At 40.0% G+C, this 24,938-nt stretch carries 24 protein-coding genes; all 24 read right to left on the bottom strand.

Features of this window, described 5'->3' with window-relative positions:
- Window positions 1–184 precede the first annotated feature (184 nt).
- Complete coding sequence (locus JJD41_RS02250; RefSeq protein ID WP_200664524.1) at window positions 185–835, bottom strand: class I SAM-dependent methyltransferase; 651 nt, start codon at window positions 833–835, stop codon at window positions 185–187.
- Window position 836: 1 nt separating this feature from the next.
- On the bottom strand, window positions 837–2,048 hold the full coding sequence (locus JJD41_RS02245; RefSeq protein ID WP_200664523.1) for a glycosyltransferase: 1,212 nt from the start codon (window positions 2,046–2,048) through the stop codon (window positions 837–839).
- 20 nt (window positions 2,049–2,068) lie between these two features.
- The gene (locus JJD41_RS02240) at window positions 2,069–2,740 is read right to left on the bottom strand and encodes an O-methyltransferase (RefSeq protein ID WP_200664522.1); all 672 of its coding nucleotides are present in this window, start codon (window positions 2,738–2,740) and stop codon (window positions 2,069–2,071) included.
- Between the two features lie 70 nt (window positions 2,741–2,810).
- Entirely contained in the window at window positions 2,811–3,956 is a 1,146-nt protein-coding gene (locus tag JJD41_RS02235; RefSeq protein WP_200664521.1) for a glycosyltransferase family 4 protein, read from the bottom strand.
- Window positions 3,953–5,317, bottom strand: a complete 1,365-nt coding sequence (locus JJD41_RS02230; protein WP_200664520.1) for a hypothetical protein — start codon at window positions 5,315–5,317, stop codon at window positions 3,953–3,955. Before JJD41_RS02230 ends, JJD41_RS02235 begins: the two co-directional genes overlap by 4 nt.
- On the bottom strand, window positions 5,318–6,646 hold the full coding sequence (locus JJD41_RS02225) for a glycosyltransferase family 4 protein (protein WP_200664519.1): 1,329 nt from the start codon (window positions 6,644–6,646) through the stop codon (window positions 5,318–5,320).
- Window positions 6,549–7,721, bottom strand: coding sequence for a glycosyltransferase family 4 protein (locus JJD41_RS02220; protein WP_200664518.1), 1,173 nt, complete (start codon window positions 7,719–7,721; stop codon window positions 6,549–6,551). Before JJD41_RS02220 ends, JJD41_RS02225 begins: the two co-directional genes overlap by 98 nt.
- Window positions 7,708–8,844 (bottom strand): glycosyltransferase, encoded by a 1,137-nt coding sequence (locus tag JJD41_RS02215; protein ID WP_200664517.1) that lies wholly within the window; start codon window positions 8,842–8,844, stop codon window positions 7,708–7,710. The genes JJD41_RS02220 and JJD41_RS02215 overlap by 14 nt, the downstream gene beginning before the upstream one ends.
- A complete protein-coding gene (locus JJD41_RS02210) occupies window positions 8,841–9,980 on the bottom strand; it encodes a glycosyltransferase (protein WP_200664516.1) in 1,140 nt (379 codons plus the stop codon). The genes JJD41_RS02215 and JJD41_RS02210 overlap by 4 nt, the downstream gene beginning before the upstream one ends.
- A gap of 11 nt (window positions 9,981–9,991) precedes the next feature.
- Window positions 9,992–10,852: an FkbM family methyltransferase gene (locus JJD41_RS02205; RefSeq protein WP_200664515.1), complete on the bottom strand. Its 861-nt coding sequence runs from the start codon at window positions 10,850–10,852 to the stop codon at window positions 9,992–9,994.
- 81 nt (window positions 10,853–10,933) lie between these two features.
- Window positions 10,934–11,749 carry an FkbM family methyltransferase gene (locus JJD41_RS02200; protein WP_200664514.1) on the bottom strand — a complete coding sequence of 272 codons (816 nt, stop codon included), beginning with the start codon at window positions 11,747–11,749 and terminating at the stop codon, window positions 10,934–10,936.
- 10 nt (window positions 11,750–11,759) lie between these two features.
- Window positions 11,760–12,014 carry a transposase gene (locus JJD41_RS25605; protein WP_370583817.1) on the bottom strand — a complete coding sequence of 85 codons (255 nt, stop codon included), beginning with the start codon at window positions 12,012–12,014 and terminating at the stop codon, window positions 11,760–11,762.
- Window positions 12,015–12,750: 736 nt separating this feature from the next.
- Entirely contained in the window at window positions 12,751–13,566 is an 816-nt protein-coding gene (locus tag JJD41_RS02190) for an FkbM family methyltransferase (protein WP_200664513.1), read from the bottom strand.
- Between the two features lie 74 nt (window positions 13,567–13,640).
- A complete protein-coding gene (locus JJD41_RS02185; protein WP_200664512.1) occupies window positions 13,641–14,996 on the bottom strand; it encodes a glycosyltransferase in 1,356 nt (451 codons plus the stop codon).
- Window positions 14,997–15,123: 127 nt separating this feature from the next.
- Complete coding sequence (locus JJD41_RS02180; RefSeq protein ID WP_200664511.1) at window positions 15,124–15,771, bottom strand: class I SAM-dependent methyltransferase; 648 nt, start codon at window positions 15,769–15,771, stop codon at window positions 15,124–15,126.
- A 174-nt stretch (window positions 15,772–15,945) separates the two neighbouring features.
- Window positions 15,946–16,953, bottom strand: a complete 1,008-nt coding sequence (locus tag JJD41_RS02175) for a glycosyltransferase family protein (RefSeq protein WP_200664510.1) — start codon at window positions 16,951–16,953, stop codon at window positions 15,946–15,948.
- A gap of 163 nt (window positions 16,954–17,116) precedes the next feature.
- Window positions 17,117–18,160 carry a glycosyltransferase family 2 protein gene (locus tag JJD41_RS02170; RefSeq protein WP_200664509.1) on the bottom strand — a complete coding sequence of 348 codons (1,044 nt, stop codon included), beginning with the start codon at window positions 18,158–18,160 and terminating at the stop codon, window positions 17,117–17,119.
- A gap of 48 nt (window positions 18,161–18,208) precedes the next feature.
- Window positions 18,209–18,796: an acyltransferase gene (locus JJD41_RS02165; protein ID WP_234488471.1), complete on the bottom strand. Its 588-nt coding sequence runs from the start codon at window positions 18,794–18,796 to the stop codon at window positions 18,209–18,211.
- Between the two features lie 284 nt (window positions 18,797–19,080).
- On the bottom strand, window positions 19,081–19,716 hold the full coding sequence (locus JJD41_RS02160) for a sulfotransferase family 2 domain-containing protein (RefSeq protein WP_200664507.1): 636 nt from the start codon (window positions 19,714–19,716) through the stop codon (window positions 19,081–19,083).
- A 71-nt stretch (window positions 19,717–19,787) separates the two neighbouring features.
- Complete coding sequence (locus JJD41_RS02155; protein ID WP_200664506.1) at window positions 19,788–20,459, bottom strand: class I SAM-dependent methyltransferase; 672 nt, start codon at window positions 20,457–20,459, stop codon at window positions 19,788–19,790.
- Entirely contained in the window at window positions 20,456–21,178 is a 723-nt protein-coding gene (locus JJD41_RS02150; protein WP_200664505.1) for a sulfotransferase domain-containing protein, read from the bottom strand. Before JJD41_RS02150 ends, JJD41_RS02155 begins: the two co-directional genes overlap by 4 nt.
- A 15-nt stretch (window positions 21,179–21,193) precedes the next feature.
- Window positions 21,194–22,477: an ABC transporter ATP-binding protein gene (locus tag JJD41_RS02145; protein ID WP_200664504.1), complete on the bottom strand. Its 1,284-nt coding sequence runs from the start codon at window positions 22,475–22,477 to the stop codon at window positions 21,194–21,196.
- A gap of 209 nt (window positions 22,478–22,686) precedes the next feature.
- Window positions 22,687–23,517, bottom strand: a complete 831-nt coding sequence (locus tag JJD41_RS02140) for an ABC transporter permease (RefSeq protein WP_168570656.1) — start codon at window positions 23,515–23,517, stop codon at window positions 22,687–22,689.
- Window positions 23,518–23,900: 383 nt separating this feature from the next.
- Window positions 23,901–24,869 carry a GDP-mannose 4,6-dehydratase gene (locus tag JJD41_RS02135; protein WP_200664503.1) on the bottom strand — a complete coding sequence of 323 codons (969 nt, stop codon included), beginning with the start codon at window positions 24,867–24,869 and terminating at the stop codon, window positions 23,901–23,903.
- Between the last annotated feature and the right edge of the window lie 69 nt (window positions 24,870–24,938).

Raw genomic sequence — 24,938 nt, 5'->3', positions numbered from 1 at the left:
AATCGAGGTTGAGCATAATGACTGTGTCCGTATTCGATGATTTTTGTACATTAGTACTTTTAATAGTCTATTTATATATAACACTAAAATTTGTATTTTGTACTCAAGCTATACCAAGCTATCACTCAAGATTACCAATAAAATAAAAATTTGCCAGCAGTTGGTATAAATTGACATTTTTTAATCACTTAGTTCCTTCAATACAAATAGCACTTACGTAATTGCTCTCTTTCTCAATAGAAGCAAACCGCTCATCTGACCAATCACCATAATGACACCGTCGTATATTCCTAAAGCTATGTTGAGCAAAGGCCTCTGTAAGTGAAGGCTCATCCCACATCCATTGATGTCTTGAATTAGAGAATGCCTGGCGAAGTCGCTGGATAAGATTCCTTCTGCTTCCTTGGCATCCAATAGATGATTCTTTCATGAATTCATGTGCCGCTTTACTGTACATACTATTATTTCTTTGATGAAAATGATATAAAGACACATACTGCTCTAAGTCAGGTACAATTGAGCGAAATATTCCTCCAGGCTTTAAGTATGAATAAATATTGCTCATTGCAAGGTGAAAGTCAGATAAAGTTAAATGTTCAAGAACGTGAGCTGCAAAAATAAGTTCGCAACTTTCTTGTCTAATTCTTAAACCTTTTACTATGTCACCATAATGGACTGAATTTGGCCATTTTGGTCCACCTATAGCCGATAAAATAGGAGAACCTAATACTGGAATCTTAGCAACCAAAAGACTTGGTGAAGCATCAATATTAATCCACTCTTTGGGTGCAACTAATCCGGAACCTATGTGTAAGCAAAATTGATTATTATGCATTTTATTCAAATGATTTTTTATTAATAATTGCTTGTCGTATTTTATTGATTTCTTTATTTTTAAGAATAGTTTGATAAACTTCTAGTAGCTTTTGTACAGCTTGCTCCCAAGTGTAGTTTTGAAAGATAAATTTGCGAGCGCGATCTCCCATTTCTTTAGCTTCTTGAGAATTGCCTAGGCAGTGGCTCAAAGCAGAGGCAATCGCATTAGCATCAATATTCACTACATGTGCTACTTGAGCTCCTGCTGCTTCAGGGAAATTACAACCATTAGTGATTACACAAGGCAGTCCTGATGCCATGCCTTCTAATACAGACATACTGAAGCCTTCGGAGTAAGAAGGTGCCACATATAAGCTAGCGGCAGCAAGGGCAGCATACTTTAATTTGCCTGAAAGCATTCCCGTGAAAGTCACAGCATCAAAGCATCCTGCCCGAGCAAAGTAGCTTTTAGCTGTGGAAAGAAAGCCTATACTGTCTGGACCTGCTATAACTAAATGGCTCTGAGGAAACTGACTATGAACTTTGGCAAAGGCAGGAGCAAGTAAATCCAGTCCTTTTTTAGGATCGATGCGCCCAAGAAATAGAATCAGTACTTTATTTTTAGTATTTGGAAAATTTTGGTAGAAAATTCGTGGTTCTGTCAGTACTTCAAATTCTTTGAGATTAAGACCATTAGGAATATTGATAGTGTGCTTAAAGCCAAGAGACATAATATGATCTACCTCAGAAGACGCAGTACCTTGGATGGCGCTAGCTCGCTGTAAAGCTTGTTTTTCAATAAGAGTGTAGTAAAGATGCTTCTTCCATGCTTTGTAGGATAGTGCCCAAGGCTCTAGCATTCCATGAGGAGTTACAATATAGGGAATTTGGTGAAATTGACAGAGCCAATGAGTGAGTGAAATCAGGGGGGCAAAAATAGTATGAGTATGCACTAAATTATAATCAGTCACATGATGAAATAGCCAATTACTTAGAGATGAACTGATAATTAAATCATTGTGATACCAACAAGAAAAATACTGTACGCGATAATTTTTTTCAGGAATCCAAACATGTAGAGGAACATCTAAGTTATTAAATCCATTTGCATGAGTTACTACCAGATCTACAGTAATACCAAAATTGCCAATTGTTTGCACTAGTTCGGTGACAATTTTAGAAATTCCACCATAAGTAGAACCCAAATAGGGAGCGATTGTTAAAATCTTCATAGCCAGAGTCCAATTTTGCTCTACGGAATTTTAGCAAGAATACCCTGCTTCACAAATAGTTGCTCTGGTGAAAAATCAGTAAACTCAATCAATTCACCTCCTTTTTTATGAATTATATTTCTAACCAATTTTTCTGTTTGTTTGATATCTGCAATGTGTTTGTCAGTATCATCTATATAAATTATTCCACCTGGGTTTAACTGATTAATCGAGTTTTCTAAACATTTTTGTCTCCATGTACCATCTATAAAGATAAGATCGAATGATAGGTTGTAATCACTGGGAAAATTAACATAGTCAAGAATTCTAGGACGAAATTCATAAACAACATTATTTAATGATAGTAATTTGAGTTTTTCTTGCACTCGGTTGAACCAATATTCATTGTCATCTACACTATAGATCGTTGCACATTGCTTTGCTAGCCAAATAGTCGATCTTCCCGATCCAAATTCCAATACTATACTATTTTTATGTAAGTATTTTTGAATTGTTTTAGCTGCCGTATAGGGAATTTGCGGAACTTCAAGTATAGAAGTAGACATAATGCTTTGAGCTTTTGTAAATGCGGCTTTTGGGCCGTTAGACAAAAATCTGTCTAAGGTGATTAAATTTCCTTTTTCATCATGAAAACGTGTTTTTCGATGCTTTTCTTTATTTCCTTTGATGACTTTATTAATGAAATCTTGCATTTTCTTATTACTCTCTATTGAAATTCCTCTTCAACGGATATCCTTGAGCTAGTAGTAGATCGTTTTTAATCTAGGAGTTCAAAGTAGATTCAATAGCATCTAATAAGGCTTGACTCCACTGCTCTGTAGTATAGTTAGCGATGATCTGTCTAGACGAGTGCTGCATTTTCTTCCACCGATCGTTGGACTGCCTACTTATGGAAATCATTGCACTAGCAATGCTATCTACATCGAAGGCATCAAATAGATAGCCATTTATTCCAGGAAAAACTAAATCTGGTACGCAACCACATCGATCTGAAATCAAAATTGGCAAGCCGCAAGCCATGGCTTCATTGACAACTAAACCCCACGGCTCACTGACACTAGGAAGAATTAATGAAGAGGCTAGAGCGTAATAAGTGGGTAACTCATTTATCTGTTTAAAGCCAAGCCAAAAAACATTTTTCAAACCTAAGTCAGTAGCTTTAGTCTTTAACTCCGTCTCTTGGGGTCCACTTCCTACTAATACTAATGACCAAGCTGTCTGCTCAACATTATGACAGTAAGCTTGATAAGCTTTTAATAAACGCAGCAGGTTTTTTTCTGGTGAAAACCGCCCCACATATAAAAAATAATATTTTGACAAACTGAGCTTTTTCCGTATCTCTTTTTCTTGTTGTCTAGTAGTTTCAGCATTACTAAAAAAGTAGTTATTATCTACGACATCATAACCACGCCATATCCGGTTTCGTGGAAAACCTAGATTGCTCAAATATAAACTAGCGCTCGCTCCTGCAACAAAAGCTGCATCAAAGTTCTTACGTATCCAAAGACTTTTCAATTTCTCTATCACAGGATTGCGCGGTCGGTCGAGATACTGGGAATCAGACAGTAAGACTGTGGCTACGTTGTGACGGCGTGCCCACCGAGTTGCAGCACGCATAGCAGGGTGCCTGTAGCCAGCAACGGCAATTAGAGAAGGAGAAATTTTATTTAGGTGTTCAACTAGCTTGTGGACAATAGTCTTGGATGCAAACGCTTCCAAAGTTCCATTAGCTACAGTAATTACCTCTGGTGTATCGAAATCAACTACCCACTCTCGCTGTGCCTCTTGCGAAGCCAACTGGATGAGTCGAACAGGTACTGGAGATTTTTGTATAAAATTTTTGGCACGAGCAAAATGATAGGGGCCGAATTGAGTATGTATTAGTGCTATTTTATTGCTGCTTTTCACGGAAGAAAATTTCCTCGATTCAAAGTTTTTCTTGTGGAAAAATTTCGAGTTCCATAGTACATAATCAACCAGTTAGCAGCACTTGTGAATAAAAACCGAAATGCCATTGCCTCTAAGGTTTGCATGATGAGATAGACTGAGAGTGCTGTTAGAATGGTGTAAGTAGGAATCCATAGCCCACCACTGATAATGACTTTGCGCCATGACATTCCATATACCCAACCGATCGCATAAAGAGCAATGACAAAGTACCACCAAAATTCAATCCACATATCTGCTACGATTCCTGGAGCTGCCCCTACGGAACCAGCCCAGCCAACAGTGTCAGCTAAAGCTGTTCCACCAGTACCCGCATTTGATGTTTCCAAATTAGGAATTCCAAAAAAATCAGCAGCATCTTGATACTTAGAAGGCCATAGCTGTCGTGGAATCGGTCGAATAAAGAAAACGGTAATATAGCGTCCTCCCCAAAAATATCTATTCCGAATATCAGCATCCAGAATCACCCCCCCACCATAAATAAATTCATTTCCTGAATGGGCTTTAGTAATAGAGGAATCACTTAGCCCTCGTTCAAAGTTAAAGTCTGACCCGATGTAAATTTGACTACGGTTCGTTACCAGGAAAAGCATTAGCATTCCTAGGGCAATACTACCAGCGATTAGTTTTGAGAGACTCGGACGACGTAATCTCACAAGATGCCAACCAATGAAGACTGCTGCCAAAATCATTGCAGTAGGTCCCCGTCGTGCTCCCAAAAGTCCCTGTATCAATAGGGGCAGGGTAAACAGAGTTATCCACCCCCAATCAAGCTTTGACATTCGGCGTTGGACGTGAGTTGTCATGATCCATAGTAGAGCTGGTAGGGTCAGTAGTATTGCTTCCCGTGCATAGCCCGAAGTAGACCAGCCCCCACCGTATGAACGACCATAAGCCGCTGTAATCCCACCAACACTAACTATTCCATAGAGATAACAAACAACACCAATGACGCCCAAGATGATAGCAGCTCGGTCAATTCGCTTACAAACTACTGGTGGCAAGCTCCATAACTGTCCGGAGTAGTCGAGACGATTAATCCTACCATCTCCGCAAAGAACTCCTGCATAAAGACTGAGGATACCTAGAAGATTTAAAGCCTGAACATACTCTAGTTGATCGATAGATAAAAAAGACCTTAATCCCTCCAAATCGGAATACAAGAGATCTAAGGGAATATAGCAATAAAGAGCAAAGAACATTAAACCTAAGTAAATCAGCGGATGAAAAGAATCATGGCTTCTACGATAAGCTATAATGATTCCGCCCAATGTAACTAGAGCGATTAAAAAGGTTAGGAATAAAAAAAACTCGAATCCCATTTAGTTAAGTTTATTTTCAAGGTTTTTAAGAGCATTGATAAGACGTTCACCATACTTTTTCCAAGTGAATTCCCGAGCACGTTCGCGAGCTTTTTGGGACATTTTTTCACGCATATGTGTATCGATTAGCAACTGTTCCATGCGGTCAGCCAGTGTCTGTGCATCCCTAATAGGAACGATGAATCCTTCCATACCATCGCGGACAACAGAGCCGCAGTTAGGTGTTGTTATAACGGGTAATCCGCAGGCTAGTGCTTCCAAGTGCACCAATGCAAAACTATCAGATAAGGTTGGCAATACAAAAATATCTGCACTCAAAAATTCTTTCATTACCTCAGTTCGCGGAACTTGACCCACATAAATTGGCCCTTGAAATTCTGGTTTTTTTATTGCCTCTGGATCGTACGGACCCACAACACGAACCTGACACTGGACTCCTCGTTTCTGGAGAATCCTTGTGGCTTCTGCAAGATAGTGATTCCCTTTTCGTAGTCCCACAGTTCCAACAAATAGGACGCGACCTCTTTGTGGATTTGGCTGATAAACCAGCCATTCTTCATCAATTCCGTAGGGAACTAAAGCAATACGTTCGGGAGAACCACCCATTTTAACAATTTCCTTACTTACAAAGGAAGAAGGTGCTAAAATAAGGTCTGACATAGCCCACTGTTGGCGGTCTCTTTGTATGCCTTCCTCAATTAGTTCAAGGCTGTCCTGCTTTTCTATTCCAGGATATTCAGAGCGTTCCTCTCTAATAATATGACCAACATTGGGATTGAGAATTTGTTCATGTACGACAAGCAAACCACACTCTTTTGCTTTACGAACTACTGCAATATCAGAATTAATAAGAGTATAGAGTGCATTAGCATTGAGAAATTGATCTTTAAGTACCTGTTGCCTGACTTTATCTTCAGTCTCAACGGGTTTTAATATAGTTTTCCCGGTTGAATTAAATCTCTTCAAAACAGTGTTTAATATAGCTGTGCCAGCGCAGGTAGTAACTGAAGAATGAGGTACTTCCGGTGGGAGTTTACGGCCTAATAAGCGTTTTACTGCTTTAGGACGTATAGATTCTGGCCAGAGATATTGAAGAGCTATTGTCGATCCCAGATTGCCACATATATCTGTGTATAACTGTTCTAACATTCCTGCTCTTTCTAGTAGCGCTGGTACAGCATAGTGCATCCGTGCGCCCATTTGGATAACCACAAAACGGAGTGAGGATTTTCTAGTTTGCAGCAATTTTGTCATATAAAAAATTCTCAGAACCTTGCCATAAGTTAATAAAATTAATAACAGTTTTCTTCCAGGAGAACTGTTCAGCACAGGCTGTTACTCGCTGCCGAAGGCTGTAATACATGGATGGATTTTCTACAAGAAATTGCAGAACGTCTGCGACTACAGCTGGTGGGCTGTCTAGTGCGAAGAGAAAACCGAGACCCTCCGGGACTCCATCTGGTATCCCACTAGCATTAGCGCCTAAAACGGGTACTCCTAAACGCAAGGATTCTAAAATTGACTGGCCTTGTCCTTCGACACTGGAAAATAAGCAACCAAAGTGAAATGATTGCACAAGCTTGATAAATTCCTCCATCTGCTTTTGCTTATTGATAAAGCCAACAGGCTTCATTAAATGGTGGCTTGGGAGATCCTGACGATCTGGTCCAATTACAACAACTTCAACAGAGATACCTCTTTTTTCAAGCACTTCTGCAACTTTTAAAAGGAAGGGTAATCTCTTCCTTTTCCAGTCCATACCAATGAAGCCAAGACGAAGAGGAGTTAGAGGTGGAGAAGGATTCATTCCAACCTTATTAATAATATTTTCATCAATGCTTGCACCAGGTAATACCACATGAACTTTGTTGGGAGAAACACCATAATCATTAATAACAGAAGTCGCAGCCCACCGCGATCTACATATAATTCGTTGAGCCAATAAATAGTGATTGCACTCTTGTTTTAGTGCCTTTTTTTGAATTTTTTTAGAAATTTTAGATGCCAGACCATAATCCTTAAAGTTTTGCATCAGGGTCGCATCTATGTAATAACTAACCTTCCAATTTTTTGTCCATTTTCCTGGTGGAAGTAAAGGAAAATAGCTTATCAAATCTAAACTATGTTCGCTCAACTCTCCCTGCATGATTAGACGGTTTAAAAAAAAATCAGAATATTGAAATCCACCTTTTTGTCCAGTGGTTAAAAGTGACCATATATTCCAAAAAATACGCTCAATTTGAAGCTTTTCAGGTTTGAGTTCTAAGCCAGAAGTAAAAAATCCCATCTCCTTACCGACTTGGAGAAAAAAGAATGGCTGACCTCCACGGGTTGTAACTTGGTTTGGATCTCCAACTAGAGTTAGAATTCTTTTAACTTCATCCATATAGCTAGATTTTTTCATTCAAGAGGATTTTATACCATTTTTTAGCACACTGTTGAATACCATGATGTGTGACCGCATATTTATAGGCTCGTTGTCTCCAGTAAGTTCTCTCCTCCGGGGAACAGAGCAATTTTTCCAAAGCTTCAGCCAGTTCCATAGGAGCCTTTGGGGGAATGAGTAATCCACCCTCACCGTCACCAAGTACCTCGTGACAAGCAGGGACATTAGTGGCAACTATAGGTAAGCTGGCAGCCATAGCTTCGGCAAGAGCAATCCCAAACCCTTCATTTTGGGTTGTACTAAAGACATAGACATCCATTTGTCCAAGTAGTTCCGGGATGTCTTTGCGATTGCCCCAAAAAGTAATAGCCTCTTGTAGATTCAGATGATTGGTTAGGTTTTGCAAATGCTCTTTCTCTTCGCCATCACCGATAAGCCAAAGTTGAGTTTTGGGAAACTTGCCATGAACCAGTGCAAAAGCTTGGATTAAAGTCTCGTGATCCTTAATTTTATTCAACCGTGCCACCATACCGATTACTTGAACGGACCTAGCAGGGCAATTTTCTCGGCTTATGTTTGCCCGTGCCGCGATCTCACTCACGTCACAGCCGTTTGGGATTGGGAAAGAACCTCTTGGCAGTGTGGTTAACGCCCGAAAAGTCTGCTGGACAGCATGAGAGCAGGGGTGAATTGGTGTTCCTAATAGTCGCGAAAGAATAACAAGTATTTTCCACTTGCTCTGCATGGAGGGTTCGTCAGGAACAGGATTGCCTGCCCGTACCGCAATTGTGGGGATTTGAGCAAGACGAGCAGCTAAGCTAACAAAGAGATGAACCCCAAAGGGATAGATGAGAATAGCTTGAGGTTGAAGCTTTTTCAGAGTCCGAGCGAGACTCCAGACAAATTTAACCCGCTGATCTCTTTGATAAGGCTGCTCCAGAATCAGCAAATTTGGCACCTGCTCGAATAGTTGCAGCATGTCCTGGCGCTGTGGGTCTAAATAAATGAGAATTTTGTTTACATTGGGTGGTGAGTGCTGAAGCAGTTGGAGACACAAATTTTCATTGCCACCAAAAGCCAAACCATTGAGGACGTGGACAATCGTTGCTTTTTGGTTGTCTCCTGGGTTGCTGATTGTCATACCACCAAGTTCAGATGACGAGCGTACTCGTGCGCCATTTTTTCGATAGTGAAATCACGAAACACCCTTTCTTTGGCTTTATTCACCCGGATTTGTGCCGTCTCCGGATGGTTGGCAATCTGGCAAATCGCCTCTGCCATTTGTTGTGGGTCTTGGGGTGGAACGAGAATACCTAACTTCCCTTCCTCCAATACCTCGCGACAGGCTCCGACAGCCGTAGCGACAATAGGGACACCAGAAGCCATCGCTTCAATCAAAGCTACGCCTAATCCTTCATCAGGTTTGGCGGAAAATACAAAGACGTCCATCTGTTCCAGGAGATTAGGGATGTCTCGACGCATCCCTAGCAGTTGAACGCAATCTTCTACATCCTGGTCGCGGATCAGAGCTTCGTATTCTGCGCGACGGGTACCTTCACCAATAAGCTGAACTTTAAAAGCGAGCCTCCGTTCTTTTAGCAATCGGGCAGCCCGAATCAGTGTAGGGTGGTCTTTATGTTTTTCAAGGCGAGCAACCATACCAATCCTTAAGGGGCGTCCCTGTTTTTGCTGACGTCCTAAGTCAACTTGGTCAAGTAACCTTTCAACAGGACAACCATTATAAACGGTGACGCTTTCAGAATCTCTGACGCCGAAGTGCTGGATCGTACCTTGGCGAACATAATGGCTACAGCAAATTAGCTTCTTAGTCACGGGACGCCCTAGTTGAATTTGCCAGCGAAATTTACGAAACGTACTGCCTGTCCAATAGGGAGGGTAATTACCAACATGAGCAGCTATCTGACGCACTCCAGCCAAACAGGCTCCATAGGCGATAAAGGTATGCCACCCTAAGGGCATTGAAAGCAGGGCATCTGGTTTAAACTGCCGGGAGAGGCGGTAAAAATCAGTTACCATCTGACCGTAGCGCCAATAGCCACGATCGGGCAGGTTAAGGCATTCTATTGGAATCCCCAGTTGTTGAAATTCTGGAGCCAGATCGGTAGGTGTGGCATTGAGAGTGACTACTAGGAGTTGAAAGCCGCGATCGTGCCACCAGCGACACATTTCCAAAACCAGCACGGGTGTTCCCTCGGCACAAAGGGAAGTGAGGACGATTAGTATTTTTTTGGCAGGATATTCTTTAAATTTAGTCACAAATTTTACATCTAATTAATTCTTTCAAGCACCCAGTTTTTATGTTCATTACTAATAAAGAAAACATCACCCCATACTTCTCGCGTAAAAGTTAGTTGATTAGTGTCAGCATCATACAAAGCGCTATCATAGCCCAGTTTTTCTAAATATTTGATTACGTCTAAAGAATCAAATCCATATCGGCAAAATGAGCCATTTATTTCAAGAACTAAAACAGGTGGGTTATGACGAGCTAGCATATTGTATGCTCCTCGTAATACGGGAATTTCCCAGCCCTCCACATCAATTTTTGCCATAGTATGATTTTTTTCTCCCACTATATTATCTAGACATTTACAAGGGACTTCAATACAATTATGCATCGAAATGTCATTAGATAAAATGACATGGTTGGTAGCATCATAATCTACGGTGAACTGGATTACACTATCAGTTTCTCCTAATGCGATTGAATGAATTTCAACCTGGCTCAGTCCATTTCTATTAACATTCTCTTGTAATCGATTAACAGTTTGGGGGACTGGTTCAAATGCGTGAACACTGCCAGTTTTTCCTACTAGTGAAGAGGCAAGTAATGTATAAATGCCAATATTTGCACCGATATCTATAAACGAGTCCCCAGGACGAAGGTAACGTTCAATGAATCGCGTGATATCGTAGTCCTTAGACGGAGTGAAATAGATGATTCCCCTTGTCTGGAATGCATCTGGATAAAGCTTCATTTTGTAACCAAATGCATCGACTTCAATGGTACGCCCACTTCTCTGAGGTCCGAGCCACCATCTGGCAGATCTTGAAACAGCCCCAAGACGGTTGCCTCGATTTGAGGGATGAAGCCAAATCGTATTTAATCTTTTTAGATGAGTCAACATACTACACAGAAATTCCAATCAAGAGAATCAAGAAAGTCACATTGTTTTGCTTATAAGTTTGTCATGTCTGCACTCACCAGCTTAACTTTTTCGCGGGGTAGCAACGTAATCTCCATAATCAAGCTTATTAACAAGATTTCCATCAAAGTCGTTAATCAAGTAATCATAAGAATTAAAAAAATCAACAATATCGCTGGGAGTCTGACCCTTTGCAAGCCAAAATGGATGAATACCCAGGAGAATAATAGGTCGATCCTGGGCAATGACTTTCCTTGCGCCATCAAGTACAAAAAGCTCTGCTCCCTCAACATCAATTTTGATTAGTTTTGGTCGTATACCACCAGCACCACAGTATGCATCTATTGTGGTCATTGGGACGCGGATGACTGTCTTCTGGTGTTCCGATATATACTGAACTTCGTCGGTAATAGTAAGAGAATTACTAGAGTGCTTTCCGCCATTGACAAGGACAAAATCAACTGAGGAATTCGAGACATTTCCTACAGCTTCAGGGAAAATTTTGACGTTTCGTATAAAATTAGTATAACAATGGTATCTCAATACCTTTAAATTTTCTGGAGACGGCTCAAATGCCATAACGCAGCCTGTACTGCCGACCAGCCTAGACGCCAAAATTGTGTGAAATCCAAAGTTGGCTCCAACATCAAGAACTACATCACCCTGCTTCAGAATAGATCTTAAATAAGATTGCACATGTGGTTCGCATTGACCATGGGTCATAAAAGACGGATGCAAAAGAAAAACTTCACCGCCCATAGAAACCGGTACTGGCAATGCATAAACCCCTGCTTTACGCCAAGGCAAAGAGGCTTCCTTGAGAAACTTATGCAAATATGGGATGCGTTGACGAAGAAATAAATTGAGCTTAAACCACATATAGTGTTTCTCAAATAACTTTAATAGCACAACAACAATGTATGAACCAGTTTTTCCGGTCTTTTTCGGAAACCGCCGACAAAGCTTTTTCCATAGCTTCTTGTAATTCTTGATAAGTTTTGGGCTTCAGAGACCTTAGACTAGATTTCACTTTAAACCAGCAGTTCTCAATCGGATTAAACCCAGGATAGTAAGGAGGGAAAAATACCAGTTTGGCTCCTACTTTTACTTTCTCAATTGCTTTTTTAACTTCTTCTCCATTTATGGATGGTACTATTCTCGACGATTACATGAACCCCTTTTCAAAGCTTTGGGACTAGCTTATTGACAACAAACTCTTCAAAGGTTAACCCATCTGCTGCCCCTAGGAGGTTAAGAGAAAATAGAATACTTTTCTGACTAATTGTCCCTATACTGGAAACATTTTTCCTCCCTTTTAAGGACAGTTTCTTCTATCTCTTTTTCTTTTTTACAAGACTATTTAACTTGAAAAAACATAAAGTTAACTCTGAACTCATTAAAGTTTACTATGAGCTTTTGGATTCTACTACTTTCCTTTTCGCTTGGATGAATGGTCTTCTTTTTTCAGGTAAAATTTAGCTTTTTAGTCATCCTCATCATGGTGGCTAGACTAATTGCAATTCCTGTTTTTTCTTTAAGTAGATCGCAGACTTCCTATCAGATAGCGTCATTGTTATTTTGTATTAATTCTGCAAGAATTTTTAGATTTTTCAGTTACAATGTCAGTTTGATCCTTCCCCTAAAAGGCTTTGGTGCGACTTATCCTGTTTCTCGATACTACCTTACAAGTTTACTGACAAAAGCGAGATTCCAAAGCGTAAGGCTAGATCAGATTTAGAAATCTTTTCTATTTGATAGAAATCTATGATTTTTTGTAGTAAATCTATGGAATAAGCTTTCATGTTCTAATCGAGTGATCAAACTAATCTCTAGATCTTACCACATTTAATTTATTCGAGAAACTCTATATTTTAATGCAATTAAGGGGAACAGAGTAAATGAATAGTAGATGCTTGAGTTTCAAAATTAATGGTACGTCCGTAAGCATCATGTAGTTTTGCGTAACCGAGGGAATGGATAAATTTGATAAATTCTGTCGGGGAAATTTCTAAATCTGCCCATGATGCACAATGACATTCGACGACAAGGGCTGGTTTATGAGTCTTTAAGATTTGCTGTGCTCCCTTGAGAACTTCCAGTTCGTGACCTTCTACATCGATTTTCATAGCATTAGGAATCCAATCCGGATTTCGAACACACCAATCATCTAGACGCATTTTAGGTACGGAAATGGTTGGAGAGTTATTTCCTTCAGGATTCTTGATCCAAAAATTGTTTGCACCCTGCTCATAAGCAGAGAGAACTAATTCTCCAGCTTCACTGGAAAGAGCTACGGATTCGATACGAGCATCTACCTTATTTAAGGCAAAGGTTTTACGAAGCTCAGCAACTGTAGAAGAAATGGGTTCAAATGCAGAGATTTTAATCTTTTCATCTTTAGCCAACCACATAGTTGTACTGTAAAGACCGACATTTGCACCGATATCAAAAAAGACACCATCTGTTGGTATTGCCTCGCGCAAAAATTGCAGTAAGTGTTTGTCTTTGTGCAGTCCCGACCAAAAGTGGCGGTGAGTAGATAAAGGTAGCTGGATATTAACATCTGGCAGACTTTGAACGGGGAAATAATTAAAACCGCCTCTAACTAAGGCTGTGCATTTAGAAGCCCTGTTTAACCAGGATTTGTGGTTAAACCAACGCTTGTAAAACTTCGTAGAAGATAATTGAGATTTCATTTTTTCTGGTATATTTCTAGAGTTAGTAGAGATCAATGCAGGGTGTAGTCTGGCTTAATTCCCGAAAAGCTACTTTATTTATTGAAATAACTGATGCAATTTTTAGCTTCATTCAAATTTTTCAATCTTCGATAAAGGTTCAAAGAATCTCTAGCAACATCAGCCATTGTTCTATGAGCTTTCACATTTGCCTTGAGTCTTTTAAGTTGCTCCCGATCACAAACAAAACGTTCGAGGATCGCTGCCAATTCCTGGCTATTTCCCGGCTCAAACAACAGACCGTCAATGCCGTCTCGAATCAGTTCCGCAATCCCACCAAGGCGACTACCGATTATAGGAATGCCTGCGGCAAATGCTTCTAAAACGGTGAGGGGACCAGTTTCGAGCCATAGTGAGGGAACGACCCATAAATCGTAATCGGCCAGTTGTTCGAGGAATTGACTATTTGGCACATCATGCTTTAACTCAAAGCGCTCGTTCCCTGAGATACGCTGTTGCAGGCTGCGACCGTAATTTCCCTCCTCCCAATTCGGACTAAAGAAGGTAACTTTTACTGGCAAATCACTCGGAAGCCGCTCGATCGCTTCAACGACAACGTGAATTCCCTTAATGGCAGAACATCGTCCGGCAAAAACAACCTGCAAACAATCATCTGTCTGTAGCCTTTTGGTGCTAGCTTGAATTGCCTTAGGTCCACCCGTGCGGAAAAAATACACCTTGCTTGGCGGAACGCCATTTAACTTGACAAGTTGTTCTACCCATTCAGTGTGGACATGCAAAGCATCCACCAGTTCCACCATTCCCAGCCAAGCATCGCGAAATATCTCCGTCATTCTCCGAGTGGTCAAGAGGCGATTGAGTTTGCCAGAATTTTCGGCTTCTAACCAGGTAGGTGACCAGAGTGCTGCCAAGTTTGCCAGGGTTGGATGCATTCCCGCATCAGAAAGGCGACATTCCGAACATCGGTGGAGCAAAATCTGACCATTGCAAACTTTTTTTCCTTGGTAAAGCAAGCCATGCTGAGAGCAAGAATTACCAGGAGTGTGGTAGGTCATGACCACGTTACAGCCTACCTCCTTTGCCAAACGCATGTGGGTAATTCCCGCACTGACTGTAAAGTCGTGAAAGTGAACGACGTCAGGTTGATATTCCGCGAGAAACTGCTGAAAACCAACGGCATCCTCAGTTTCTCGCTTGTAGAGTGCAATGCGTTGGTTAAGATCTGGAATTGGCGGCAGGATACGGAGGGGAACCCCTTCATAGATATGATTCCCGAGAGGTTCTCTACCTGAGGGATGCTGATGAATAGCTACCTTGACCTCAGTTCCCAAGGCTTGCAAATTTTGACACAAACGGTGACAGGAGACGATGCTTCCACCGATGCTCCAAGGAAGATAAGCACCAGCACCAAGGAGATGAAGTGTTTTCATTAGCGATCGCACTTTTACTTACTAGTCAACTAAAAGGCTTGAAATAAGACTTGTACCAGCAGCCTGAAACTCATGGATAAAAATATTCAGTTCCGGAATATATAGGAAGTTTTTGCCAACAGAACTACTACTTTGAAGATTGCAATAATAAAGAATCAAACGGCTTGAGATATAACCAATACATACTTAGGGGTCTGCATTCGTTAAGCGATGAAAGCACCCAAGCATCAAATGGGTAAAACTGAAGTCGTTTCAGGAGACCAGGTGCATCTGCTATCTGCCTTTCCTTCACTGGAACAAGCTGAATTGTATGAGTATTAAGAAAGCGCTTTTTAATTAGATCTCCAATTTCCCTTACTACATAATCATAATCATGAACCTCTACTAAAACATGACATTGCCGTAGTTGTGGTACAGCATCGGGATTCAGTAATTCGGATTCAAAGCCCTCAACATCCATAACTACTAGGGCAGATTCAAATTCTGCAAGAGCGGTGGCAAAGTTGTTTAAATCGCACTTACCCTCTACAGAAACCCGATTTGCCACTCCGTTGAGGGATGCCATTGCTGATAGCAGTTCGCGTCCCTTTGATTCCATTTCAAATGCTAAAATGTTAGAAACTGGGCTGATCAAAGAAAATCCAACAGCATAATAGCCTTCGGCAGCTCCTACATCTATTATTTTGCCAAACCTTTGATTACCTAAGTTTTCAACTAACTTATGTAATTCAATTTCATAGGTACCAAGTAGCTTTGGGAAGAGGGTGCTTCCCACGCTTCCCCTAACATACTTCATTCCCCGAAATGGGCCAGTCGCTACGCGATTTTTCAGAATTAGCCTAATTCCTTCAAAGAACCAAGAGCGAGGGTGCATACATCGGTATTTTGGTGAATTAAGGCTCTTTAGAAGACTAGTCCAGATGTTCATAATCTATCACGCGCTCTTTATCTATTTCACTGCTAACACTGCTCGGATAAATCTTTCCTCTGCCTTTGTTGGTGGCGGTGGTGGTGGCACTTCATCAAATTCCTTATCCAGCATGGAATGCAGCTCTTCAGGAGAATCGTAAACGTAAACCCCTTGTAGATGGGTAGCACTGCGTGCGCCAATACGATTAGTAATTACTGGAATACCTGCAATAAGCATCTCAGGAATCCTCGTTAGCACGCCAAGTCCTTTCTTTTGATGTATCAATACCGCTTTAGTTTCAAGAAGATACTGTTCGATTTCCTCCTGTGTAGCTGTTCCACAAATTTTTAGCCATGGATAGTCCAATGTCTCCTTGAGAGATTCAGTTTTATTGCCAATAAGCTTTACTTCAAGTAAGCTGTTATCTCTAAAGTAATGAAGCCAATCTACAAGTTCAATAATCCCTTCTCGTGTTGCGTGGTTATTCGCAGAACCCAATATTATGAAACTGTTTTTTTTGTGTTTTTTGCGTTTTCTGCGAATATCAGAATATAGACTTATGAGTCGTCTGGATGGATAATAAGGAAGATAATCGGCATCAACACCATGGTTTCTTAAAACAATCTGTTCTTCTGCGGAAATAGCGAAAACAAAATCTGCTAATTTTAGTGCATATATTTCCCATCTCAGGTATTCAAAAATTGCCTCAGGTTTGCGCTGATAAAAATAGACTTTAAAAAAAGATTCTAAATTTTGCGGTAGAGCAATTACTGGTATTCCATATTTCTTCCCCATTTTCGGAGTAATTGATTCTCCAAGAGTCTCCCAAAGTATCGCATCATAACGATCTCCTTTCGCTAATTCACTCTCGTACAAATGAAAAATCTGACCAATTCCACCTAAACGGCGTAAGCGAAAGGCATCCCAATCTCGATCTTGAATACTATTAATAACTCCAACAATTCGATCGGCAATGGGTCTCGTTTTTCTAGGATAGGATTGCGGTAGTTCTGCTACACAAATGCCATTTTTTACTAAAATATCCACAATCTGCTCTGAGCGATGAAGTCCACCGTGAGGAGGGTATTTAATCGGATAAGGACATGAATGTAAAGCACTAAGTGACATTAGAGTTAAATCTTTAAAAGAACTAATAATATAAAACTACAATTCTTTGTTTTTGGAATCACGACTAGATTACTCTAATTAGTTATACTGATGGCAGTTTTATTGGCTCATAAATTTTCAATTGGACTATCTTGGCTGCAATCCAGGCCACAGGATCGCGTTGTCTATTTTTCTTACTGAAAAAGAGCTTACTAATGATATAATATGAGGTAGCTTCGGGAAGCTCAAAAATGCAACGCAGTAAATAAAAAAGCTTGGCAGTCAATCTTTTTCGCTCATTAATTCCCACTGTTACTATTGACATTTTGTAGACAAAAGATAGATCGTTAAACGAAATGTTTTTGACTTTTTGTGCATCATACTTTTTGGCAAAATTGAGCGCTTGTCGTGCCATACCTAGCAAAATTTTAAGGTTTGTAGATGTGTAGGGATTTGTCGTAGCCTGGGTTGAGTGGATGCGCCAACTAGCGAGTACGTGCGGAATATAGATCGTGTTGTAAAGCAAAGATGCACGCATCTCCCACTCAAAGTCAGCCATCGATCCCCTGTCAGTCTCGAAATACCCAATTGCATCAAAAAGCCGCTTGCGGATAAGAAGTTGGGTAACAGAAGTATAAACGGTCAAGACGGCAAAATGCAGCACTCCATCGTGTGGTGCAAATCTTTTGTGACTGCACCTTAACCAAGCTTTAAAATAATTGCCAATAGCAAGTTGATTCCATTGCCTATCTTCTGGCAATGGCTTGGAATGTTCGTCGATGAATTCCAGGGCACATTGGCATAAATCACAATCTGAATTTTGCTCAAGGGCTGCAACCATTTTCTCTAGGCAATCCGGGGTCATGGTGTCATCGCTAGTCGCGATATAGATGTATTCACCACTGGTACGACGGATACAGGAATTAAATCCTGCATAAATTCCCTGACGAGGTTCTTGAAAAATCTGCATCCTGGGTTCTCGTTTGGCATAGTCTTGAATTAGCTCCCAAGAACCATCATCAGAGTAGCTATCAACGACGATAAGTTCCCAATCCTGGAAGGTTTGCGCGAGGATTGTGTCTAAGCGCTCGGGTAAGAATGGACGAGTATTCAGGCTAGGGAGACAAATTGAAACTTTAGGATTCATACCGCAGATTTTTCTGGCAAAAGGTTGGGTTTAAGGAAGTTGAAGTACTCAAAAGAAAGACTGGTAAGATTTAAGTTTGTAGTTTAAATTTCGATGACGCTCGCCTATTTTTTTTGCTGGTACTCCTGCAACGATTGCTAATGGCTCCACAGACTTAGTAACCACTGCACCAGTTGCTACAACAGCTCCGCGTCCAATCGTGACGCCTGGAAGAATCGATGTTCGAGAACTGATCCAGGCATAGTCTTCTATGACTACATGACCACCCTTAACCCCAAAGTCTGGATCGCTTGGATCGTGCTGTAGTGTCCATATCCACGCACCTGTTGATAGATTTACTGAATTTCCAATTGTTAAACCCGAACGTCCATCTAAAATACAATGGTCGCCAATGCTTGTATCTTGGCCAATGGTGATATTTCTTGGCGATCTGATGTGACAACTGTTATAAATTACCGAGTTGTCACCGATACTGATTCCGAAATATTTTCTATAGAGATGTTTCCTAATATACTGAGAGAGAATTTTTCCAGTGGCCTGCAATGCGATGAACTGTAGTGAATGATACAGCGATCGTATGTATGACATTAAATGAATTGATGGATTCTTTTCAAGCTTAGGAGAGTTGCTAAACATTAAATCACAAAAAAAGTGTCAAAAAATTATCGGCAATTATCTCAAAAAAAAGAGACATTATTTGTATTTGCTAAGTTTGGCTAACTATCTATTTGTCATTTCCAATCGTTGATTTGATTTTATTTTTTATTAGAAAATAGTATTGTTTTAAATTTGCATTGACTCCATAAATTTGGTTTAATCTTCTAAATTGGCGTAGTTCTTGATTGAAATTCACTGTTGAGTTATTGATTTTTTCATCAAATAGTTGATTGGCATATCTATAAAGCTCAATATCTAATTGATTATTTTTCTGTATCAAGAGTAAACTTTCTTTGGAACAAGTATTTATAGAAAGACGATTTTTGTTGACATTTTTTATATAAAATGGGCTTTGCCATCTTAATTGTTGCTTGAAAAAAAATTAAACTTTCGTCAAACCTTTCTGTAATCCCAAAAGCTATAAAATACTTACTGAGATTTTCTTTTGCGCTGTCTAACCATTCATAAGTACATTTTTGGGAAGTTGCAAATGGCTTTTGAAGTAATTCTTCCTTTCCTGACAAAAGCCTGGTTTGGCAATTTTCTATTTTTGCTGACATACCACTATTGATGAACTCATTTAAACTAATCTTCTGCTGTGTAACAATCTCGTAGAGATAGTGTGCAGGACAATTTAGAATGTAATAATAAAAAGAAATTACTCGTTCAACAGGATCTCTTAGCATTGTGATATAGGTCGAATTTTGAGGAAGAAGCTTATGCCATCCAAATTCCATATGTCCTTTAATAACTTTAATTTTTTGTTTATTAACATCACTAATTTTAATTAATTCATTTTTTGATTCTCGAATATTATTAGTTTGGAAAACGCATTCTGATTTGTATTGACGAATAATTACATCATTTAATGTAGTTCCTGCTGTCTTAGGTATATGCAAAAAATAATGAATGTTGTTGATAATTCATCTTCTCTAGTTAATTTCTCAAATAGTAAATAATTTCAGTAATCCTACTTGATTGCTTGAACGTTAAGACTTACAGGATAGTATTTCTCATTGACTAAGACTTTGCGATTAGACCAATCATCAAATGTCGTAAATTCACAAGATTCTGGTTGCCATTTTTGGACTTGCCTGAATCCAGACTTTTTTAAAAGTAACTCTAGACTGGAATAATTGAAAGCCGTCATATGAAAGTTAAATTTGTAGTCTTGACCACCCATTAGTGGATCTAGAATAGTATTCAGATTATTCTCGTTTTCCCTGTAAATATTTAATAACAATTCAAAATCAGGCACAGAAATACGTAATATCCCATCATTTTTTAAAACTCTAAACCATTCTGCTAAGATTCTAGAAGTCTGCTTATGTGAAAAGTGTTCCAAACAATGCGATGCATAAACTAAATCTATAGTATTATCTTTGAAAGGTCGCAAATCATCTAATGAACGAATGTAATGGATGTGCTTTCCCGGTAAACCATCTATATTAATGAAGTTAGGAAGGTCAATTTTTCCACATCCTAGATGTAGGTTTATTTCTTTACATTGAGGAAATGGAGGTCGTAAAAACTGTCTTTTTATTTTTGCTAATATGATCTTAGTTTCTAAACTAATTTGATTCCATTGAGGACGGTAGCGATCTATAAATCTGCGAGAAATAAGTTGTTTTAATACTTTCATACCTTATAACCAAGCTCTTTCATTACTGAACCATGATGAACTTTAAATAATTCTTGAAGTTCATCATTCATGCTTTGTTGCCATTTTCCACTTTGTCCCTGTCTAAAAAATTTAGGCCAGCGAGCATGAAGTTCTTCAAAAGATGGAATATCATTTCCATTTAATGAGAATTTTTGTTCGGGTGATAATGAATTAACTGCTTTTTCCAGTTGATCTAATGGGTTTTTTATCAAATCTTCAAACTTAATAGTGTGAGTTTTTTTGTCATGGTTTTGCCATTGCTTAACATTTTCACTCCAATTTCCATGTTTTTTATCATTTTCAATAATCAGTTTTTTTAGAATTTCATTGTATTCATTCCAACCAAAAATAGATTTTATCTTTTTTTGAATAGACAATCGTCTTGAGTTTTGATGAAATGAAATGAGATAGTGAGCATATGAAACCAAAGAATCCCGTCCATCGCGCACTAAATAAATTGCCGGATTGTTATCACTTGGAAGATCGTGAGTTTTAATAAAAGTCAATTCGGATTTTTCACTTAGTTCTTCTAAATCCTCTTCTAGTATTTGATGTCCAATAACATCAGAAGACCCAGGAAGTTTATCAAACAAAGGATCGTTATAAATAGAATAAGTTTTTATTCCGTAAAGTTGATTTAGTAAAATACGAAAAAATGTATTTCCCGATCTAGGATATGATGCTAACCAAACAATCATTATACTTCCTTGAACTTAAGCACTTAGATTTAACTCTTGGACTGTGTAACTTATTGGTAGGGGTACAATTCCATGTTTATTAGATTCGAAATAAACTCCTGTTTCAAAAAGATCGGATGGTGGAATCGTAAATAATAAAGCATCCTCTACTTGAAGAAGATATTCAACTTTTGGCCTGGAGAGCCAAATACTGATTGAATAGTCTCCTCCGGCTAGATACTGTTCTATGTTTTGACAGAAAAAAATACATTTGATTTCATTTTTTAAAGATTCAATCACATAATTTGTCATAGAAGGTGCTAAGTTGCAGACTACAACCCCAGTCAGAGTTGATATTTTGAGTCCAACTCCTATATTGGGTAAGTTTTGGGTACTAAAAGCATAAAATACTACTTTTAAATCGTAGCTTTTAATTCCTTTCTTTATGACTTCAACTTTAGCATTTTTAATACCTATTTTTCTTGTTTGATTGAAACTTATATTTTCTTTTTTTTCATTTAATTTTGTAGCTGATAGTATGTTTTTTTGATATTCTGATGTGATTTGACGAATAGAACCTAAAATTTGAATTTCTCCCGACTTTAATAATATTCCTCTGGAACATAATGCTTCTACGGCTGCCATGTTATGACTTACAAATAAAACTGTTCTACCTTCTTGACTTACATCCTCCATCTTTCCTAAACACTTTTTTTGAAATTGTGCATCTCCAACAGCTAGCACTTCATCTACTACTAAAATCTCAGGTTCTAAATGAGCTGCTACCGCAAAGGCTAACCTTACATACATTCCCGAAGAATACCGCTTGACCGGAGTATCTAAAAACTTTTCAACTTCTGCAAAGGCAACAATTTCATCAAATTTCTTTTTAATCTCTACTTTGCTCATTCCGAGGATTGCACCGTTGAGAAAAATATTTTCTCTTCCGGTTAACTCGGGGTGAAAGCCCGTACCTACTTCTAATAAACTCGCAACTCGGCCTTTAATTGAAATTCGGCCTGTAGTTGGTTCGGTGATGCGGCTGAGAATCTTTAGCAGGGTAGATTTTCCAGCGCCATTGCGACCAATAATCCCAACTCTGTCGCCCTGCTTAATCTCAAAGGATACATCTTTCAGCGCCCAGAACTCCTCAACAGTTGGGTCAGATACCTTTTTACCCATAGGCGTAAGCAGCTTCTGTCCTACAGACTTAGCCCCATTTGCTATGATATCCCGCAGGGCTGTATAGCGTTCTTGCTTTTGGTGACCGATGATGTATTTTTTACCCAGGTTTTCAACCTGAATGATTGGATCTGACATACTTCAGAAAAGTTACTAACTATTTAGACCCTAACTGAGCTATTCCATCAGGAAGAAACGATCGCAGAAAACCAAAATTTTATAGATATGTATTGGCTGTTTTAAATGAGGAGTGTTTGGAATGGTTGTGAAAATTTCGTTTCAGTCAATAAAAACGTTGAAAATTGCAAGAGGAGTCATAGGGATGCTGTTTCGTAAAATCATGTTGATTAAATGACATCGGCAAAGGTGCGTTCCATCTTGCGGAAGTACCAGATGCCACTGACAAATAATAGGGCAACTAATCCTACTGAAAAACTGAACTCCGGCCAGGATAATTTTGTTTCTCCACCTAAAATGGCCCAACGAAAGCCATCAATGACGCCGACCATTGGATTGAGGGAATAAAGCAACCGCCAGCGTTCGGGGACGACGGTACTGCTAAAACCTACGGGGGAAATGTACAGGCCAAATTGGACGATAAAGGGAACGATGTAGCGAAAATCGCGGTATTTTACGTTGAGGGCTGCTAACCATAAACCTGCACCCATTGCTGCGGCAGCCGCAATGATAATAAACAGAGGTAAAGTTAAAACTCTCCAACTTGGCAGAAAATCATACCAAGCCATCAGCCCCAACAAAATCATCCCGGAAATCATAAAATCTACGAAGCTGACAACTACGGCGCTGGCGGGTACAATTAACCGGGGAAAGTACACCTTAGAAATTAAATTGGCATTCGTAATTAAGCTGTTGCTGCATTCTGAAAGGGCATTCGCAAAGAACTGCCAAGGGAGCATTGCAGCAAATACCAGAATGGGATAGGGTGCGCCTTCGGAAGGGAGTTTGGCTAGCTTACCGAACACAATTGTAAATACCACCATGGTTAGGAAGGGGCGAATTAAGGCCCAAGCCATGCCGATAATGGTTTGCTTGTACCGGACGAGGATATCTCGCCATGCGAGGAAGTAAAATAACTCCCGATAGCGCCATAAGTCTTGCCAGTATTGGCGTTCTGTACGGCCTGCTTCAATAACTAATTCAGTCGAGCTGTTAACCATAAAATATGGGTGCTGATTTTTGTAATTCTGGTTACAGAATTGACGACCTGATGATGATTTTTGCTGCACCCAAAATTAAATTCGTTAGACTGACTCAATGGCCTCGTGTAAACAAGGGATTGATGGCAATCTCTCAGTTCTTCAAATGGTTTTAGCTTCGTCAGGAAAAATTTTGTCTTTTTTCGATCGCCTATATTTATTTTTTCAAAATAAAAACAAATATCGCCATCGATCGCAGCTAATTCTGTTTACCAGACGCAGCCGATCGCCTCGGGTTCCCGAATTCTAGAAAAACCTTAGCAGTAATCTAATAAAAAAATCTCCACTTTCAGGAGATTTTCATAATCTTTAAATTCCTTCTTCAAAGATAAAAAAACAAGCAATTATTCCGTCAGATTCGGCGCTTGCTTGGCTTCCACCATCATCCGCACGACATCGTGCATCTTATACTGTGCTTGCCAGCCCAAAAATTCGCGGGCTTTGGCCGGATGACCGCGACCGACGGCGATATCGGTGGGACGGTACAAACTCTTATCCGTAATCACCCAATCTTGCCAATTTAAACCGACACAGTCGAAGGCAGTCGCGACAAAATCTTGCAGCCGATTGCTTTCCCCGGTCGCAATCACGTAATCGTCCGGCTGGTCTTGCTGTAACATCAAGTGCATAGCCTGTACGTAGTCCGGCGCCCAACCCCAATCCCGTTTGATCGAAATATTCCCGAGGTGGAGTTTCTCTTGGCTTCCGGCAGCGATGCGACAGGCGGCAGAGACGATTTTCTGGGTGACGAAACGTTCGGGACGCAGGGGAGATTCGTGGTTGAAGAGAATCCCGGAACAGGCGAACAGTCCGTAAGCTTCGCGATAGTTGGCCACTTCCCAGAAGGCGGCGGCTTTAGCGACGGCGTAGGGACTGCGGGGACGAAAGGCGGTCAGTTCGTCGGCGGAACGATCGCCCGTATCGCCAAAACACTCACTCGATCCGGCATTGTAAAACTTAATCGGCGCCTGAATAAAACGAATCGCTTCGAGTAAATTAATCGTCCCGGTAGCGATACTGTCGAGAGTTTCCACAGGTTGATCGAACGACAAGCCGACCGAACTTTGACCCGCAAGATTGTAAATCTCGTGGGGTTGAGTTTTATTCAAAACTTGCAAAACACTGCGAAAATCGGTCAGGGACATCGACAGCAATTTGACTCGATCGCGAATCCCCAAACGCACCAAATTGCTAAAAGAAGACATTTGCGCGTCGCGGGAAGTCCCACAAATCTCATACCCTTTATCGAGCAGTAATTTCGCTAAATAAGCCCCATCTTGACCGGAAACCCCGCAAATCAAAGCGGTTGTCATCGTTTTTACCCTTCTCAAAAGTTACACTGTAGCGCTTTTGCAGTGCCGATCGCGCCTCATGACCCCATT

This window comes from Oxynema mangrovii CENA135, assembly GCF_016632315.1.
Classification (GTDB): Bacteria; Cyanobacteriota; Cyanobacteriia; order Cyanobacteriales; family Laspinemataceae; genus Oxynema; species Oxynema aestuarii.
This window is presented reverse-complemented; position numbering and strand designations above follow the sequence as displayed.

Excerpts from the sequence above, each read along its gene's own strand:
- JJD41_RS02230 (WP_200664520.1), bottom strand. The coding sequence starts at position 5,317 with ATGGGATTCGAGTTTTTTTTATTCCTAACCTTTTTAATCGCTCTAGTT.
- JJD41_RS02165 (WP_234488471.1), bottom strand. The coding sequence starts at position 18,796 with ATGTTTAGCAACTCTCCTAAGCTTGAAAAGAATCCATCAATTCATTTA.
- JJD41_RS02150 (WP_200664505.1), bottom strand. The coding sequence starts at position 21,178 with ATGATTGTTTGGTTAGCATCATATCCTAGATCGGGAAATACATTTTTT.
- JJD41_RS02205 (WP_200664515.1), bottom strand. The coding sequence starts at position 10,852 with ATGTTGACTCATCTAAAAAGATTAAATACGATTTGGCTTCATCCCTCA.
- JJD41_RS02170 (WP_200664509.1), bottom strand. The coding sequence starts at position 18,160 with ATGAATCCTAAAGTTTCAATTTGTCTCCCTAGCCTGAATACTCGTCCA.
- JJD41_RS02135 (WP_200664503.1), bottom strand. The coding sequence starts at position 24,869 with ATGACAACCGCTTTGATTTGCGGGGTTTCCGGTCAAGATGGGGCTTAT.
- JJD41_RS02245 (WP_200664523.1), bottom strand. The coding sequence starts at position 2,048 with ATGAAGATTTTAACAATCGCTCCCTATTTGGGTTCTACTTATGGTGGA.
- JJD41_RS02155 (WP_200664506.1), bottom strand. The coding sequence starts at position 20,459 with ATGAAAGTATTAAAACAACTTATTTCTCGCAGATTTATAGATCGCTAC.
- JJD41_RS02220 (WP_200664518.1), bottom strand. The coding sequence starts at position 7,721 with ATGAAAAAATCTAGCTATATGGATGAAGTTAAAAGAATTCTAACTCTA.
- JJD41_RS02250 (WP_200664524.1), bottom strand. The coding sequence starts at position 835 with ATGCATAATAATCAATTTTGCTTACACATAGGTTCCGGATTAGTTGCA.
- JJD41_RS02190 (WP_200664513.1), bottom strand. The coding sequence starts at position 13,566 with ATGAAATCTCAATTATCTTCTACGAAGTTTTACAAGCGTTGGTTTAAC.
- JJD41_RS02200 (WP_200664514.1), bottom strand. The coding sequence starts at position 11,749 with ATGTGGTTTAAGCTCAATTTATTTCTTCGTCAACGCATCCCATATTTG.
- JJD41_RS02185 (WP_200664512.1), bottom strand. The coding sequence starts at position 14,996 with ATGAAAACACTTCATCTCCTTGGTGCTGGTGCTTATCTTCCTTGGAGC.
- JJD41_RS02215 (WP_200664517.1), bottom strand. The coding sequence starts at position 8,844 with ATGACAATCAGCAACCCAGGAGACAACCAAAAAGCAACGATTGTCCAC.
- JJD41_RS02240 (WP_200664522.1), bottom strand. The coding sequence starts at position 2,740 with ATGCAAGATTTCATTAATAAAGTCATCAAAGGAAATAAAGAAAAGCAT.
- JJD41_RS02140 (WP_168570656.1), bottom strand. The coding sequence starts at position 23,517 with ATGGTTAACAGCTCGACTGAATTAGTTATTGAAGCAGGCCGTACAGAA.
- JJD41_RS02145 (WP_200664504.1), bottom strand. The coding sequence starts at position 22,477 with ATGTCAGATCCAATCATTCAGGTTGAAAACCTGGGTAAAAAATACATC.